Below are 15,796 nucleotides of genomic sequence, written 5' to 3' on the forward strand. Positions count from 1 at the left end.
ACGCCATCACGCATGCGGAGCGCCATCCGCCTTGGCCGGCGCTGCGTATTGCGGCTTGAGTTTGCCCTCGCTATCGAGCAACCAGGCATCGAGGACTTCCCTGACCACCGGCCCGGCAACCCGACCGCCCGCCTCGCCGTTTTCAATCATCACCGAAACGACGATTTTCGGATGCTCGGCCGGTGCAAAACCGACGAACAAGGCGTTATCGCGGTTGCGCTCCTGGGTCTTGAGCCGGTCGTAACGTTCGCCCTGCTTGATCGCGACCACTTGCGCGGTGCCGCTCTTGCCAGCGATGTGATACTGCACGCCCTTGGCCGAGTCCCGGGCGATCCCGCGCGGGTCGTGCATGACCATCTGCATGCCCTGGTTGACCTGATTCCACTCATTCGGGTCGCGTAGCACAATGTTGGGCATCGGATGCTCATCCACCGGCGCCACATTACCCACCTCAACCGCCAGATGCGGACGATGCCAGACACCCTTGCTGGCAATCAGCGAGGTCGCCTGGGCCAATTGCAACGGCGTGACCTGCATGTAGCCCTGACCGATACCCAGAATCACCGTTTCGCCGGGGAACCAGGCCTGACGCCGGGTCGCTCGCTTCCACTCGCGGGACGGCATCAAGCCAGCCGACTCCTCGAACATGTCCAGCGAGACTTTCTGGCCCAGGCCGAACATGGCCATGTAGTCATGCAGGCGGTCGATCCCCAGCTTGTGGGCCAGGGTGTAGAAATAGGTGTCGTTGGACCGCATGATCGCGGTGTCCATGTCCACCCAGCCATCGCCGTTGTGGTTCCAGTTGCGGTACTTGTGGTCAAAGTCTGGCAACTGGAAATAACCGGGGTCGAACACCCGCGTCGAGGCATTGACCACGCCGCTGTCGAGCCCGGCAATAGCGACCTCCGGCTTGACCGTCGAGCCCGGTGCGTACAAGCCGCGCAGCACCCGGTTGAACAGTGGCCGGTCGATGGAGTCGCGTAACGCTGCGTACTGCTTGAAGCTGATGCCGGTCACGAACAGATTGGGATCAAAGCTCGGTTTGCTGACCATCGCCAGCACTTCGCCTGTGGCCGGGTCCAGGGCCACCACCGAACCGCGCCGGTCACCCAGGGCGTTCTCGGCCGCTTCCTGCAAGTGCACATCCAGGCTCAGGGTGATGTTCTTGCCGGGCGTCGGATCGGTATGTTTCAACACCCGCAACACGCGGCCCTGAGCATTGGTTTCAACTTCTTCATAGCCCACATGGCCATGTAGCTCGGACTCGTAGAAACGCTCGATGCCGGTCTTGCCTATCGACTGGGTGCCACGGTAATCGGTGTCCAGTTGCCTGGACTCCTTTTCGTTGATCCGCCCGACATAGCCGATGGAATGGGCAAAGTGTGCGCCCAGTGGATAGTGGCGAATGAACTGTGGAGCGACATCCACGCCCGGCAAGCGATACTGATTGACCGCCAGCAAGGCGATCTGCTCTTCGGTCAGTTCGTAGAGCAAGGTCGCGGGTTCAAACGGATGGCGTACCTGCTTGAGCTCCTTCTCGAACAGGATGCGGTCCTCATCGGGCAACGACAGGATGCTCATCAACTCGTCGATCACCCTGTGCCAGTCATTGGCGCGCTCACGGGTCAGCGTCAGGTTGAAACTGGGGCGGTTATCGGCCAGTACCACGCCATTGCGGTCGTAGATCAAACCGCGCTCGGGCGGGATCGGCAGTACATGCACACGATTGTTTTCGGAAATGGTCGAGTGGTAGTCGAACTCGATGACTTGCAGGAAATACATGCGGGCGATCAGGCAACCGCTCAGTAACGTGACCAGCAGAGCACAGGCAAGCACACGCAGATTGACCAGCCGGCTCTCTTTTTCATGGTCCTTCAGAGGAATGGGATTGGGCATTTCTACAGCTTCTCGGTAATGACAAACGACGCGGACGATATATGTAAGTAAATATTTCGGCGCGCACGATACCAAGAAGTGAGGGTTTGCAGGGGATTGTCTGCCGGGAGGACGCCTGACAATCCGTGCAGAAAGCTATTCCAGCAGCGGTTCTGCCAGCGTTTCACGGGCGTGCATGATGCGTGGCATGTTCATTTCTATCCAGCGCGCCAGCGCCTCGACCTGATGGGCGACTTCTTCACCCATGGGCGTAAGGCGATATTCGACATGCGGCGGGACCACCGGCAGCGACTTGCGATCCACGAAACCATCGTGTTCCAGATTCTGCAGAGTCTGGGCCAGCATCTTTTCACTCACCCCGCCGATCTTGCGGCGAATCTCACTGAAACGATGGGTGCCATCACGCAGCACCACCAGCACCAGGACGCCCCAGCGACTGCAGATATGGCTGAGCACACTGCGCGAAGGGCATTCGGCGGCCATCAATTCCCCCTGGCGACCGCCAGAGGGCTGCGAAGGTGATGCGGGGCTGGACAAAAGATGGCTCATCATACTTACCTTTTAGTTAGTACTTACGAAAGGTTAGCCATGTCTTTATGCTGGCCTTTCACTTCAATTCAATGAACCCAAGGAACACTCATGATCGTCGTCACAGGTGCTACCGGCCAGCTTGGCCGCCTCGTCATTGAACAACTGCTCAAGCGTATCCCGTCTTCACAGATCATTGCAGCCGTGCGCAGCCCGGAAAAAGCGGCCGACCTCGCTGCCCTGGGCGTTGAAGTCCGACATGCAGACTATTCGCAACCCGCCACACTCGACAGCGCCCTGGCCGGTGCGCAAAAAGTGCTGCTGATTTCTTCCAGCGAACTGGGTCAGCGTCTGTCACAGCACAAGGCGGTGATCGATGCCGCCAAACGCGCTGGTATCAAACTGCTAGCCTACACCAGCGTTCTGCACGCTGATACCTCAGTATTGGGTCTGGCTCGCGAACACGTCGAAACCGAAGCGGCGCTACGTGAAAGCGGTGTGCCAGCGGTCATTCTGCGCAATGGCTGGTATCACGAAAACTACACCGCAGGCATTCCGGCCGCCTTGAGCCTTGGCTCGGTCTATGGTTGCGCGGGCGAGGGTCGTATCAGTTCGGCAACCCGCAACGACTATGCCGAAGCTGCCGCCGTGGTGCTGGCCTCGGACGAGCAGCAGGCAGGCCGCGTCTATGAACTGGCCGGGGACGAGTCCTACACTCTTACCGACTTCGTCGCACACCTGTCTCAACACAGTGCCAAGACCATTCCTTACGTCAATCTGCCACAAGCCGACTATCAAGGCGCGCTGGAGCAGGCTGGCTTGCCACAGCCCATTGCGGCGCTGCTGGCAGACTCCGATACGGGCGCATCGAAAGGCGCACTTTTCGATGACAGCCACCAGTTGAGCGCACTCATCGGTCGCGCCACGACTCCGGTGTCGGTGAGCATTGCGACGGCTGTAGCGGGATAATTGCAGGCACCGTATTCGATCGAATGATTTACAACTGACAAGGTCCCAGTCTAGGTAATCGGCATAAAGCCACTGCTCTACAGACTGGGAGTCCTTGAAATGAACAGTAAATCGTTGATCGCCTGCATGGCCCTGCTGGGCTGTTTCTCTGTCACCAGCCTGCCTGTTCAGGCGCAGACAGAACCGAAGATCGAAGAGTCCGCAGACAATATGCACGATCTGGAACTCGGCTCACGGGTTCCGCAGCAATTTCAGCGTACCGAAGCCGCCATCACCGACTGGAAAAGCAAAGGCCTCGCCGAACCGGCCAAAGAGAGCCAATGGGTGCGGATCAGTGACAAGTACGTCCGCGTGCAAATTACCAATGGCAAAATCGTCGATATCGTTCCGGTGACAAAATAAGCCATCGAATGATTTGCAATGCTCAGGCTCCCGGTGCATAAAACCACCATTCAATGCATCGGGAAGCTGACATGAACAACAAATCCTTGATTGCCGGCCTGGCCCTGCTGGGCTGTGTCTCTGCAACCACCCTGCCCGCTCAGGCCGCACAGACCGTCCAGGGACCGGGCAATATCACTCCCCTTCAGGAGCTGGAAGTCGGCTCGCAGGTGCCGCAGAGGTTCCAGAGTGCCAAGGCCGCCATGAGCGACTGGAAAAACAAAGGGCTCGCGACACCGGGCACCAACAGCCAGTGGGTACGCATCCAGGATAAATATGCCCGGGTACAGATCAGCACCGGCAAGGTCGTGGAGATCGTTGACGCGCCGAAATGAACCCGTGAGGCATGCCCTCAGGCATAAGTGCCTTTGACCGGAAAGGATACGAAAGGCTTGATTTCCTTGAGCACGAACATGCTCTGCATTTCCTTGATGCCGGGCAGGCGGCGAATGGTGGTCATGGCAAAGTCGGCAAACGAATCCAGATCACGGGCCACCACCTGCAACAGAAAGTCCGCATCACCGCCAATGCTGTAGCACGCCACCACATCCTCCAGTTGCATGACTTCCTGCTCGAACTTCTTCGCTTGCGCCTCGCTGTGGCTGTCGATGCTGATCCGTATGAACACCATCACGCCCAGGCCGATCTTGCGTCGGTCCAGCACTGCCCGGTAACTCAGGACATAGCGGTGCTCCTCCAGTTGCCTTACCCGGCGCCAGCAGGGAGAGGCAGACATGCCGATATGGTCGGCCAGAGTCTGATTGGTGATCCTGCCATCCTGCTGCAAGGCCGCAAGAATTTTGACATCCGTCAAAGACAGCGCCTGATCGGTCATAAATTCCACCCAATAATATCAAGCGGGTAGTTTTTACCCTTTCAGGCTGTATTGGCAACCAAAACAGACCGACTTTACCTGACTGAACGGCGTAGCATTTTTCCGCCAATCACTTCAGGAGAGCGACATGCTGGATATGACACAAGTACTGACCTATTCGGCGGCTCTGGGCATTGCCGCCGCCATACCCGGCCCCGGAATGGCGGCACTGGTCGCGCGCAGCGTCAGTGGCGGTACGCTTTCGGGCTTTTGCGTACTGTCGGGATTGATCCTCGGCGATTTGACCTACCTGTCCTTTGCAGTCTTTGGCCTGGCACTCATCGCCGAGTACTTCAACGCGCTGTTTCAGGTAGTACGCTGGGGCGCAGCACTGTACCTCTGCTATCTGGCCTGGCAGTTCTGGTTCGCCGATCACCAGACTATCGCACCCGGCCAGGCCGCCCAGAGGAAAGAGCTGTTTTCAGCAGCCGTTTCCGGGCTGACCATCACCCTGAGCAACCCCAAGACCATCGCTTTCTATCTGGCGCTCTTGCCACTGGCAATCAACCTGGAAGCTGTCTCGCTACAGACCTGGGCGCTGGTTCTGGTACCGCTGACCGTTCTGGTGTTGCTGGCTGTCGGCGCACTGTTCATTGTTGCCGCGGTGCGCATCCGCCACCTGTTGTCGGGCCAGCGCGCTCAACAGCGGCTGTTTCGTGGCGCGGCAGCGATCATGGTGATGGCAGCGGCATCGATGCTGGTGCGCTGAATACGATCAGCGGCACGCTTCGGCATAGCGCTTGGGTGTCACGCCAAAGTTTCCGCGGAAACGGTTGGTGAAGTGGCTCTGGTCGAAAAAACCGACGTTGATGGCAGTCTGCGCCGGAGTCACGCCTTGCGCGAGAAGGTCCTTTGCTGCCCGCAGGCGGGTCTGAGTGATGTAGGCATGTACGGTCATCCCGGTCTTTTTCCGGAAGGAGCGCATGAAGTGGTATTCACTCAGGCCGACAGCCTCCGCAACCTGGGAAATGGTCAGCCGCTCGCCAAAGCAGGACTGGATCAAGTCCTGCGCACGACGCACATCGGCGGGTGGCTGTTCGCGCAACACCGTACCGTTTATCGACTGGCCATAGCGCTTTATCAGCAGTGCCAGCATGTCGATGAATGCGGCCTGACGCTCCAGCGGATCGGGCGATGTTTCGATGATGCTGTGCGCCCGGGTCAACTGTCGCGCCAGAGTGAGGTTTTCCCGGAGCGCCTCGCGCCCGAAGTCGAGTTCGCTGACCGGCGCGCCAAAAACATCTTCGGCAACCTGGCCCATGATCTGCGCACTGGGATAGAACGCCCGGTAGGCCCACAACCCGGCTTCTTCTGCCGCTTCTCCGGTATGAACTTCACCGGGATGGATGATCATGACCGTTCCAGGCACCGCGACACCGTTGTGCCGCGCAATGCAGTGACGCTGTGCGCCTCGCTCGAAAGCCGCAATCACGAACTCGTCGTGGGAGTGCGCCGAATAGCGGTGTGAACAGCAGACTGCGCGAAGCATTTCCATGCCATCACCCAGGTCGCTGTCGCGCCACAGCAGGATCTCTTCCGAGACCGGCTTGGCATGATCATGCGATGACGGATTCATTGATGTGCACATGCGCAGGATTATCCAATACGAGAGTTGTCGGCCTGCGTAGCTTACCTAAAACTCATCGGGTAAGCGGAGGACAAGGCGCTTGAATATCATGGAACCAGATAAACGCCTTACATTATTCCATCAGGAAGATTCCGGCTACAGGGCACAACTTCTCAAGCTTGCGTCGATTGCCGTGCAATTGTGCGAACTTGAACTTTCCGATACGGAGCGAGAGGCGCTTGCGGCATCCATCATTGAACAGGCCAACGAAGACCTGATCGCACAATGCACACGTGATCCGGCCTCACGTTTCAAACCGCTGGAGTGCCATCTGTCCATGCACTCGGCCTTTTTTGCAGTGCTCTGTTATCGCGTCGCCCACTCGCTCATTGCTGCCGGAAATGCACCGATGGCCCAGGTGATTGCCGCCATGAAACTCAGCTTTGTGGCACGCAGCATGACCGGTATCGATATTCATCCCGAAGCGCGGCTGGGCGAGCGCTTTGTGATCGACCATGGCTACGGCACCGTGATCGGCCAGACCGTAGAGATCGGCGACGATGCCTATCTGCTCAACGGCATCATCCTTGGTGGCCGCAGCATAGGTGACGCTCCGGACGGCAAGCGCCATCCGACCATCGGCCACCGGGTACAGATCGCTGCCAACGCCAAGATCCTTGGACCGGTCCATATTGGTGACGATGTGATCATTGGCTCGGACGTGACAATCACCGAAGACATAGCAGCCCAGCGGCACGTTTATCTGCGGCGTGAGCGCCCGAATATAAAGAGTCGTGCCGAAACGTTGCTGGGGGTCGGCAGAGCGTGATTCACGCTCGTCTGAAAACCCTGCGGCCAACGCATCCTGTTGCCCGCTCAACAGGCAATGAATGAAGCTTGCCGTAAAGAAATCCGCACCTCGGGAATACTGAATGAACTCCAAGATCACCGGTAATGAAACAAGAACGGCCTTCGAGCAGTTTGAATACGATGGCTGGGAAAAAGTCGCCGACACCTATCACCAGGCCTGGGGCCATACCACCAGCCCCTTCGCTGTGCCGCTGCTGGATATCGCCTGTCTGTTTCCCGGCGCCAGGGCACTGGATGTCGCTACCGGGCCCGGCTATGCGGCAGCCCTTGCGGCCAACGCTGGCGCATCCGTGGTGGGCGTGGATTTCTCGGAGTCGATGCTGGAGCATGCGCGCCAGTTGCATCCGTCCATTCATTTTGAATTTGGCGATGTTCATGCCCTGCCCTTTGAGCAAGGTTACTTCGACAGCGTCTTTTCCAACTTTGGCGTACAGCACTTCTCCAACCCTGAACGGGCATTCTCGGAAGTTGCACGGGTACTGCGCAAGAACGGCACCTGGGCTTTCACACTCTGGGCGCCCGATCAGCTCAATAAAGCCGGCGAAGTGCTCAACCAGGCACTGGATCAGCATGCTGGCGGCGTGTCGCCCGTCCCGGCCGGGCCGGCCTATCACGAACTCGACGATTTCGACTCTCTGGCAAGACTGCTGGAACGCGCTGGTTTTGAAGCCACTTCCGTCTCACGGCAACTGACCCAGTACACATGGCTGATGAAAAGCCCCAGCGAGCTGTTCCAGTCGGAATTGATTGGTTCGGTACGTTCTGGTGCGCGTTTGCGCGAGCAGCCGGAAGCGGTTTTGCAGGAGATCGACCGGAGCATGACGGACAGCATCCGCTCAAACTGGTCGACGCCCGATGGCTTCGCACTGCCCATGGCCGCCTATGTCATATCAGCCGTGAAAAGCTAGAGGCCCATCCATGTCCATGTCAGAGACTCTCGCATTCAAACGCTCAGCCTTTGTCGAGGGCGCCATTGCCTGTGGTCCGACGATCCTCGGCTACTGGAGCATCGGTTTTGCCGCTGGCGCCATAGGCTCGATCTCGGGGTTTTCATTGACCGATGTAGCGCTGCTTTCGATGCTGCTCTACGCAGGCTCCGCACAGTTTCTTTTCTATTCGCTGTGGATCAGCGGGGCCGGTCCGATTGCCATCGTCCTCGCCGTGCTGCTGGTGAATATCCGCTACCTGCTGATGAGTTCGTATCTGGCGCGCTACTTCTCTGCACTGACGGGCATGCAGAAATTCATCAGTGGCATGTTGTTGACCGACGAGACATTCGGCATCGCCGCCCAGCAGGCAAACCGTCAGGGAAAAATCCCTTACTGGTGGATGCTCGGTCTGAACAGTGTCGCCTACGTGAACTGGATCATTGCCAACCTGCTGGGAGCCATTTTCGCCAAGTCGATTCCGGCCGACATTTCACACCGGCTGGTATTCAGCCTGACCGCGATGTTCATTGGCCTGGTGGTTCTGAACTACTTCGGCAGCAATCAGAAGCGCCTTGAAATCGTCGCCATCGTGGCCTCGGCAGCGGTGGTACTGGCAACCCTGGGGATGTTCGACGTCAACGTTTCACTGCTGGTCGCAACCGCTGTCGCTGCGACCCTGTGCACGACCCTGATGCGCTTTCACCCCGCCACGGGAGGTAAATGATGGGTTCCTCGATTCTGCTGACGGTGATTGCCTGCGCAATCATCACCGTGGCTGTGCGGGCATTGCCCATCGTCTTTCTGGCCGGTGTGAACCTGCCGCGTGTGGTGCTGGACTGGCTCGGGTTTGTGCCTTCCGCAATCATGGTTGCGATCATCACTCTGGAACTCGCCAACCACTCCAGCCAGGACGGCGGCGTCATGGCCCCACTTGCCGCCGCGCTGGCGGCAACCGTGATTGCCGCTGCCACCAAAAGCCTGTTTGCCACGGTGCTTGGCGGAGTGGGTTTCTACCTCATGTGGTTCGCCATCAATTAGTCATGGATCGACAGGTTTTATCTTACGGAGTGAATGGCATGAGTACGGTCGACGAAGTGCTGCGTAATACCGAAAAGCTGTATTACAAGGATCAGCACCTGATGGCCACCAACGCAAAGGTGGTTCGCGTACACCCGGAAGCCATCGAACTGGACAGTACGGTGGCGTATCCGGAAGGCGGTGGCCAGGAAGCCGACCAGGGCACGATAGAACTGCCCATCGGCACCTTGCGTTTCGCCTGGACCAAGAAGCTCTATGGCACGCCTATCCAGCTGGAAGGTTTCAAGGGCGGCAAGCTGGGCGGCATCATTCTGCACATGGTCCATCCAGAAGACTTCTACATGCTGGAGCACATCAGAGCCGGAATGGACGCCAGAATCACGATTGACATCAAGCGGCGTGAACAGCTGACCCTCTCACACAGCGCCAGCCATTTCCTGTATGCCGCCGCGACCGGTCTGCGTGAGGAATTGAAGCAGTGGACCATCGGCTGCCACATCAAGGAAGAGTCCGCCCGTTTCGACTTTCTGGTCGAGGAAGCCTTCAGTACCGATGAAGTCATCGAGATAGAGCGCCGGGCAAATGCATTGATTGCTCTGGATGAAGTCATCGCCCACCACTCGGTCGAGGGGCTCGAAGATGCCCGCATGTGGAGCTATCAGGGCATAGAGATCCCCTGCGGCGGTACCCATTTGCATCGGCCTTCGCGGATAGGCCGCCTGAATGTGCGGCGCAAGCGCCTGGGCAAAGGCAAGGAAAGGCTGATCTGCGAATTCCCCGAGGCACGGATCGACCTCTCGCCCTACCACCAACCCGGCGCATGAGCCGCTCATGAGCCTGAAAGAAATATCGGCACATCCCTGCGCAACGGACCGGCTGACCACAGCAGTCCTGGTTGCAAAGGTGTGCTGTCTGTTTGAGTGAAAGCAAGACCATCTGTATGTGGCTTTCAATAGTTAGCGATAACTGCCGGTTTACTGAGCGGACAACCGATTCAGAAGTACCCCATGGAGGAAGCCAGAAAGTGAGCAAACTCATCAAGAGCGGTGAACGGTTCTTCACCAAGATGGAAATGAACAACCCCGCTGGCAGCCACAAATACAGGGCGGCCAGCTTCATCATCGATGCTGCGCTGCGCAGCGGTGAAATCATTCCTGGCGTGACCACTGTCATCGAGAAGACCGGCGGCAACTTCGGCTTCGGTCTGGTCGCCGCCTGTCACAGGCATGGCATTCCCATAGAACTGGCCGTAGGCCTTGGTTTCAGCCAGACCAAGAGAAGCCTGCTGGAATGCTTCGGCGCCAAGCTAATCGGCAAGGATATGCTGCGCGATGGCATGACGCCCAAAGAGGTAGTCAACTTTCATCTGGAAAACCAGAAAATCCTCGGCAAGTCCTACTACTACACGGACCAGTTCAATAACCCGGTGGGCGTCGAGGCCCACCGGCAGCAGACCGCCCCCGAACTGGCCCGGCAACTGGAAGAAGCCGGCTCTGCAAGGAAACTGCTGTTCATTGGTTGCGCCGGCACCGGCGCCAGCTTCACCGGTGTCACGCTCGGTCTGAAAGACCATGGATTCGATGTCTCGACGATCATGGTCGATCCCCAGGGCTGTGACTCCCGGGAAGGCGTATTCGCCGATCACCGGCTCGAAGGCATGGCTGTCGGAGTCTGCCCGCCCTTTCTCGACTGGTCACTGGTCGATCGCCGCGTCAATGTCGAGCATGCCGAGATGCTCGCCGCACAGCGCTGGTTCTTCATGCAGAACGGCGCCTTCGTCGGCAACACCGCCGCGGCGTGCATTGCCGTGGCACGCCAGATGATGACGCAAAAGGAATATGCCGACTCGACGATCGTCACCCTCGCTTACGATGCGGGGCTCTGGTATCAGGATTTGCAGGAGTCGATGATGAGCAAGGTTGCCTGACACTGGGTGAAACAGGTGCGAATCGGTGTACCAGACACCGCTTCGCCACTTTTCCATAGCCAGACCCATTGCTTTTTCCTGCGCTTGGCCTCCAAATGTTGTGTCATCAGCGTTACATTTTTATCGATCACTCATTTGCCGAGTCTCGCTCCATGTCCAAATCTCTTGCGATCATGCTTATCTGTCTGTTTTCAACCGCTGCCCAGGCCGCCTCCTGCCCCGCTGGTACGCCGGTTGATACGGCTCGCTGGATCTACACCAATCACCATGATTTCTATGTCAGTGGCAAAGGTGGACCGGAATATCTGTCCAAGACGTTGCTTGGCTTGCTGAAAAAGGACTGGAGCTGTCAGGAGCCAGGCGATCAGTGTGCAATCAGCGCCGATCCCTGGACCGGCACTCAGGCCGGTGAAGTGATCAAGCCGAGCGACTGGAAACTGGTGTCCACCTCCGACAAGCTGGCAGTGGTGGAAATGACTTATCCGCTGGCCAGCAGCACCCAGAGCACACGCCTGCTGCTGACCAGGAACCCTGGCAACCAGTGCTGGGTACTGGACAATCTCCAGGGCCCGGACGACGTATCCCTGGCCCAGACCCTGCAGGACTTCCCCTACGAAGGCGACTGAGCAAGCCGTGACTTGAAATCACGGCCCGCTATCGTTATCAAAGACATCTGCCCTCAACGAGCGACAACCATGAACACCTTTGAGCAATCGATTATTGAAGCAGCGCAGGCCGCCACGCCCAATAACACCGATGCCGAACGCGCCAAGGCAAAGGCGGACGCGCTGGAAGCGGTTTCGCGGATTGTGTCCAGCACCCGCGGGCTGGAACGCACCCGGGCCCTGGCTGAACTGCTGGACTCGTACTCGGAATCCGACGAGCAGTGAACAACGTGGAAAACTTTTCGACGAAATGACTTAAAGCATAATGCCATTACTGCCGACACAGGAGTATGTTGAAACTCACGGAGCTGAGCTCAATCCAACCATTGGTGCGCAATTGCCGGAGTAGAAGCTGGTGCAAATAGAGCCACTGAAAGATATTCAGGAGTATTTGCAACGGACAGCGGATGACCTCGAGCGTGTGTCAATGAACCTGGCAGGCCATGTCATGTATCTGCAACACACTTTTCGTCCAACCGAAATGCAGGAAGTCAGCGACAAGATCGAAGGCTTGCAGGCGTCGGTACAGGACCTGCGTGGCGTGGTCCGGCTGATGGACCAGGCGCCCTCAATCTCCGACCTGTGACAAGGGTCGGGCGACCTGCTCCAGAGACTTGCGCTCCGCTGCAGCGCCCCAGATGGCCTGCACCAGTGCGGCAAATATCATCAGGCCGGCACCGATCAGATAGCCGATCAGCACATTGTCGCGCTCCTGGGTTTCGATCAGTTGCCCGAACAGGGTTGGCCCGATGATGCCGCCCAACCCGGTGCCAAAGGCATAGAACACGGCAATCGCCAGGGCACGAATTTCCAGGGGAAAGGTTTCCGATACCGTCAGGTAGGCGGAACTGGCGGCTGCCGAGGCGAAAAAGAAAATCACCATCCAGGCAATCGCCTGCTGCCTGACATCCAGCACTCCTTCAGCGAACAGATAACCGCTGATGGTCAGCAGTACACCGGAAACTGCATAGGTCAGGCTGATCATGATTCGCCGCCCTACTACGTCGAACAGGCGTCCCAGCAGTAACGGCCCGCAGAAATTGCCCAGCGCCAGAGGCAATACATACCAGCCGACCTGTGCGGCAGGAACAGCATAAAACTCGGTGAGTACCAGAGCGTAGGTGAAAAAGATCGCGTTGTAGAAAAAGGCCTGGGCCGTCAACAGCGTCAGCCCTACCAGTGACCGCTGACGAAAGGTCACCAACAGGGTGCGGGCTATTTCGCCCAATGGCGTGTGATCACGGGCATGCAAGCGCAATGGACGGCCTTCGGGCTCGACCAGCACATGCCCCTGCCGGCGCAGATCGGCTTCGATGCGTTCGACAATTCGCCGCGCCTCATCGGGCCGGTCATGAATCAACAGCCAGCGCGGGCTTTCCGGCAGCCATAGCCGCATCAGCAGGATAAACAGGCCCAGTACGGCACCAATCCCGAAGCACAACCGCCAGCCCAGCTCGCCACCCAGCCATTGCGGATCCAGCAACAGGATCGAACCGCCAGCGCCCAGGGCTGCGCCCAGCCAGAAGGTGCCGTTGATGCTCAGGTCCACCCAGCCGCGATAGCGCGCGGGCGTGAATTCCTGGATCGTCGAGTTGATCGCTGTGTATTCGCCGCCGATGCCCATGCCGGTCAGAAAGCGAAACAGCAGAAAACTCCACAGATTGAAAGAGAATGCCGTGGCGGCAGTGGCACCGACATATAGCAACAAGGTAATGAAGAACAGCTTGCGACGCCCGAGACGGTCGGTCAGCCAACCGAAGAACAACGCCCCCAGCACGGCTCCTGCGATGTACACCGCGCCTGCCAGGCCGATATCGCTGTTGCTGAGGTTCAGCACAGGACTGTCTTTCAAAGCCCCGGCCACCGAGCCCGCGAGGGTCACTTCCAGGCCATCGAGCAGCCAGGTAATTCCCAGGGCCACAACCAGCAGCGTATGAAAACGCCCCCACGGCAGCCGATCCAGACGTGCAGGCAAATCCGTTTCAAAGACCTTGCCCTGCTGAATCGGCTGAATCGTGGTCATGGCCAGACGCTCTCAGGAAATATCAGAATTCCGATAGGGCCCGGGCGGGAATACAGCCCGCCCAAGGCATCAATAACGACCGATAACCAGTCTTCAGGTTTTTACCCATTCAACATTGGTAATACCAAAATGTTCAGCATGGGGTTTGGTGACACGAGGTACTTTCTCCAGACGATACTTGGGAATACGCGCCAATCCGGCGTCGACACTAGCGTAGTGCCAGGCCTCGGCGTTATCCATATGGTCGGAACGAATATAAAAGCTTTTGAACGTCCCGTTTAATAAATAATCAATGCGGAAGTGCTTGGGCAGTGCCATTAGAGGCGATACCTCTTAAGTAGTGACTAAGGACTATAGAGGACATGGCTACGTGCAAAAAAATTCAGTCTTTTTTAATAACAGGCGACCAATGAGCAAGTAGAGCCTGTAAACACTACAGTATTCAGCGAATTCCCAGACGCCTGGCCAGGCGACTCAAGTTGGCGCGATCCACCGCCAACTCCCGCGCGACCTCGACCCATTTGCCCTGATGCCGTTCCAGCGCCTCTACGATCAATGCGCGCTGATAGGCATCCACCGACTCCTTGAGCCCCTGCCCGGTGCCGATAACCGGATGGCTGCCCGCCACGCTGATCGAAGGCGTTGCCGCAGACAGATCATCCAGGCCGAGTGCAGGTGCTTCGATGGTCAGGATACGCGGCCTTTCAGGATGGGCCGACATGGCCTTGAGCACCGCACGACTGATCAAGTGTTCCAGTTCTCGCACATTGCCTGGCCACCCATGACCGAGCAGCAGCTTCTGGGCCTCGGCATTCAGGCGCAGGCTGCGCAAGCCCATGCGCAGGCGGTTTTCCTCCAGAAAGTAGCCTGCCAGCAGCAATACATCACGCCCTCTCTCGCGCAGCGGCGGGACATTCAGCGGGTAAACGCTCAACCGATGGTAAAGATCGGCGCGGAACCTCCCCGAACGCACTTCCTCGGCCAGATCGCGGTTGGTGGCGGCGATGATGCGCACATCGACATGATGCTCCTGGTCCGAACCGACCCGCTGCAACTGGCCGCTCTGCAGCACCCGCAACAGTTTTGACTGCACCGGCAGCGGCAATTCGCCAACTTCATCCAGAAACAGCGTGCCGCCGTCAGCCAGCTCGAACTTGCCGCTACGGCCATTGACCGCCCCGGAAAAGGCGCCCTTGACGTGTCCGAACAGTTCACTCTCCACCAGGGTTTCGGGCAAGGCCGCACAATTGAGGCTGATCAACGGCTTGTTCGCCCTCGCAGAATGCAGATGGATCGACTCGGCGACCAGTTCCTTGCCGACACCGGTTTCACCAGTGACCAGAACGGTCAGCGGGCTGCTGCCCACCAACTGGATTTCCTGCTGCATACGCTTGAGCACGGCACTCTGGCCGATCAGTTCACGGGGTGCCCGTCCGCCAGCCACGCGCTTGTAGACCTCGGCCAGTTGCCGCTGGTCCTCGAAGCTGCGGGCCAACTGGCTGATCCGGTCACTGGCCATCACCGTCGCCGCAGCCAGCCCGGCGAAGGCCTGCAGGTTATCCAGGTCGACACTGCCGAAACTGGACGGATCCAGTGAATCAAGGGTTATCAGCCCCCACGGCTTGTCCTGGAAATACAATGCGCAGCCCAGGCAATCATGCACTTCCAGATGACCGTGCCCGTCCACCAGGCCGTCATAGGGGTCCGGCAGGTCGCAATCCATGGAGAAGCGCACCGGCCCCTCGCTTTCCAGCAGAATCCTCAGGCGGGGATGCTCCTGCACCCGGAAGCGGCGCCCCAGCGTGTCGGGACTCAGGCCATCGACCGCCAGCGGAACCAGCACATCATCTTCCAGTTTGAGCAAAGCCACGGCATCGCAAGGCAGCATCTGCCGCAACGCCAGCAGCAAACGCCGGTAGCGCTCTTCCTGCGGCAGCTCACGGGAAAGGTCGGCCACCAGAGGAACCAGTGCGTGCAGCAATGGATGAGGCATTACGACTCCTGAACGATGCGGCTGGACGGGTGCAAAGCGGGTCATTATGACTCCATCGCATGCTCCAGCAAAACAG

The 15,796-nt window shown here is 58.3% G+C and carries 20 protein-coding genes; 13 read left to right on the plus strand and 7 right to left on the minus strand.

All coding sequences use genetic code 11. The annotated features are described in order from the left end of the window. Positions 1 to 6: 6 nt before the first annotated feature. Complete coding sequence (gene mrdA, locus ALQ04_RS16695) at positions 7 to 1,896, minus strand: penicillin-binding protein 2 (RefSeq protein WP_122316861.1); 1,890 nt, start codon at positions 1,894 to 1,896, stop codon at positions 7 to 9. A gap of 135 nt (positions 1,897 to 2,031) precedes the next feature. Next, positions 2,032 to 2,445: a helix-turn-helix domain-containing protein gene (locus ALQ04_RS16700; RefSeq protein ID WP_183142202.1), complete on the minus strand. Its 414-nt coding sequence runs from the start codon at positions 2,443 to 2,445 to the stop codon at positions 2,032 to 2,034. A gap of 90 nt (positions 2,446 to 2,535) precedes the next feature. Between ALQ04_RS16700 and ALQ04_RS16705 the strand changes: the two genes are divergently transcribed. From ALQ04_RS16705 to ALQ04_RS16715, 3 genes are all read left to right on the plus strand, one after another. Continuing rightward, positions 2,536 to 3,393, plus strand: coding sequence for an SDR family oxidoreductase (locus ALQ04_RS16705; protein ID WP_122316863.1), 858 nt, complete (start codon positions 2,536 to 2,538; stop codon positions 3,391 to 3,393). 99 nt (positions 3,394 to 3,492) lie between these two features. Next, positions 3,493 to 3,795: an RcnB family protein gene (locus ALQ04_RS16710; protein ID WP_122316864.1), complete on the plus strand. Its 303-nt coding sequence runs from the start codon at positions 3,493 to 3,495 to the stop codon at positions 3,793 to 3,795. Positions 3,796 to 3,866: 71 nt separating this feature from the next. Beyond that, positions 3,867 to 4,169, plus strand: coding sequence for an RcnB family protein (locus ALQ04_RS16715; RefSeq protein ID WP_122316865.1), 303 nt, complete (start codon positions 3,867 to 3,869; stop codon positions 4,167 to 4,169). A gap of 17 nt (positions 4,170 to 4,186) precedes the next feature. Here the strand turns inward: ALQ04_RS16715 and ALQ04_RS16720 are convergent, their stop codons facing one another. Beyond that, entirely contained in the window at positions 4,187 to 4,669 is a 483-nt protein-coding gene (locus ALQ04_RS16720; protein ID WP_122316866.1) for an Lrp/AsnC family transcriptional regulator, read from the minus strand. Positions 4,670 to 4,796: 127 nt separating this feature from the next. On the opposite strand from ALQ04_RS16720, the gene ALQ04_RS16725 reads away from it, so the two are divergent. Further along, a complete protein-coding gene (locus ALQ04_RS16725; protein ID WP_122316867.1) occupies positions 4,797 to 5,417 on the plus strand; it encodes a LysE family translocator in 621 nt (206 codons plus the stop codon). A gap of 6 nt (positions 5,418 to 5,423) precedes the next feature. Here the strand turns inward: ALQ04_RS16725 and ALQ04_RS16730 are convergent, their stop codons facing one another. Then, on the minus strand, positions 5,424 to 6,284 hold the full coding sequence (locus ALQ04_RS16730; RefSeq protein WP_122316868.1) for an AraC family transcriptional regulator: 861 nt from the start codon (positions 6,282 to 6,284) through the stop codon (positions 5,424 to 5,426). Positions 6,285 to 6,384: 100 nt separating this feature from the next. Here ALQ04_RS16730 and ALQ04_RS16735 point away from each other — a divergent pair, with 100 nt between their 5' ends. The 9 genes from ALQ04_RS16735 to ALQ04_RS16775 all read left to right on the plus strand — a co-directional run bounded on the left by ALQ04_RS16735 (position 6,385) and on the right by ALQ04_RS16775 (position 12,290). Then, positions 6,385 to 7,104: a serine O-acetyltransferase gene (locus ALQ04_RS16735; protein ID WP_122316869.1), complete on the plus strand. Its 720-nt coding sequence runs from the start codon at positions 6,385 to 6,387 to the stop codon at positions 7,102 to 7,104. A gap of 103 nt (positions 7,105 to 7,207) precedes the next feature. Then, the gene (locus tag ALQ04_RS16740; protein ID WP_122316870.1) at positions 7,208 to 8,053 is read left to right on the plus strand and encodes a class I SAM-dependent methyltransferase; all 846 of its coding nucleotides are present in this window, start codon (positions 7,208 to 7,210) and stop codon (positions 8,051 to 8,053) included. 10 nt (positions 8,054 to 8,063) lie between these two features. Continuing rightward, entirely contained in the window at positions 8,064 to 8,798 is a 735-nt protein-coding gene (locus tag ALQ04_RS16745; protein ID WP_122316871.1) for an AzlC family ABC transporter permease, read from the plus strand. Continuing rightward, positions 8,798 to 9,112: an AzlD domain-containing protein gene (locus tag ALQ04_RS16750; protein ID WP_183142203.1), complete on the plus strand. Its 315-nt coding sequence runs from the start codon at positions 8,798 to 8,800 to the stop codon at positions 9,110 to 9,112. Before ALQ04_RS16745 ends, ALQ04_RS16750 begins: the two co-directional genes overlap by 1 nt. A gap of 38 nt (positions 9,113 to 9,150) precedes the next feature. Continuing rightward, a complete protein-coding gene (locus ALQ04_RS16755) occupies positions 9,151 to 9,936 on the plus strand; it encodes an alanyl-tRNA editing protein (protein WP_122316873.1) in 786 nt (261 codons plus the stop codon). 200 nt (positions 9,937 to 10,136) lie between these two features. Then, positions 10,137 to 11,039, plus strand: coding sequence for a PLP-dependent cysteine synthase family protein (locus ALQ04_RS16760; RefSeq protein WP_122316874.1), 903 nt, complete (start codon positions 10,137 to 10,139; stop codon positions 11,037 to 11,039). Between the two features lie 152 nt (positions 11,040 to 11,191). Then, the gene (locus ALQ04_RS16765) at positions 11,192 to 11,665 is read left to right on the plus strand and encodes a DUF3828 domain-containing protein (protein ID WP_122316910.1); all 474 of its coding nucleotides are present in this window, start codon (positions 11,192 to 11,194) and stop codon (positions 11,663 to 11,665) included. Positions 11,666 to 11,734: 69 nt separating this feature from the next. Then, positions 11,735 to 11,929: a hypothetical protein gene (locus ALQ04_RS16770; protein WP_122316875.1), complete on the plus strand. Its 195-nt coding sequence runs from the start codon at positions 11,735 to 11,737 to the stop codon at positions 11,927 to 11,929. A 130-nt stretch (positions 11,930 to 12,059) separates the two neighbouring features. After that, a complete protein-coding gene (locus ALQ04_RS16775) occupies positions 12,060 to 12,290 on the plus strand; it encodes a hypothetical protein (protein WP_122316876.1) in 231 nt (76 codons plus the stop codon). Here the strand turns inward: ALQ04_RS16775 and ALQ04_RS16780 are convergent. The 3 genes from ALQ04_RS16780 to norR all read right to left on the minus strand — a co-directional run bounded on the left by ALQ04_RS16780 (position 12,273) and on the right by norR (position 15,720). Next, positions 12,273 to 13,727 carry an MFS transporter gene (locus tag ALQ04_RS16780; RefSeq protein WP_122316877.1) on the minus strand — a complete coding sequence of 485 codons (1,455 nt, stop codon included), beginning with the start codon at positions 13,725 to 13,727 and terminating at the stop codon, positions 12,273 to 12,275. The two genes, ALQ04_RS16775 and ALQ04_RS16780, sit on opposite strands and share 18 nt — an antisense overlap. A gap of 93 nt (positions 13,728 to 13,820) precedes the next feature. After that, positions 13,821 to 14,045, minus strand: coding sequence for a DUF6555 family protein (locus ALQ04_RS16785; RefSeq protein ID WP_122316878.1), 225 nt, complete (start codon positions 14,043 to 14,045; stop codon positions 13,821 to 13,823). A gap of 124 nt (positions 14,046 to 14,169) precedes the next feature. Continuing rightward, positions 14,170 to 15,720, minus strand: a complete 1,551-nt coding sequence (gene norR, locus ALQ04_RS16790) for a nitric oxide reductase transcriptional regulator NorR (RefSeq protein ID WP_122316879.1) — start codon at positions 15,718 to 15,720, stop codon at positions 14,170 to 14,172. Positions 15,721 to 15,796 lie beyond the last annotated feature (76 nt).

The sequence above is a fragment of the Pseudomonas cichorii genome (assembly GCF_003700275.1).
In the GTDB taxonomy this organism is placed as follows: Bacteria; Pseudomonadota; Gammaproteobacteria; order Pseudomonadales; family Pseudomonadaceae; genus Aquipseudomonas; species Aquipseudomonas cichorii_B.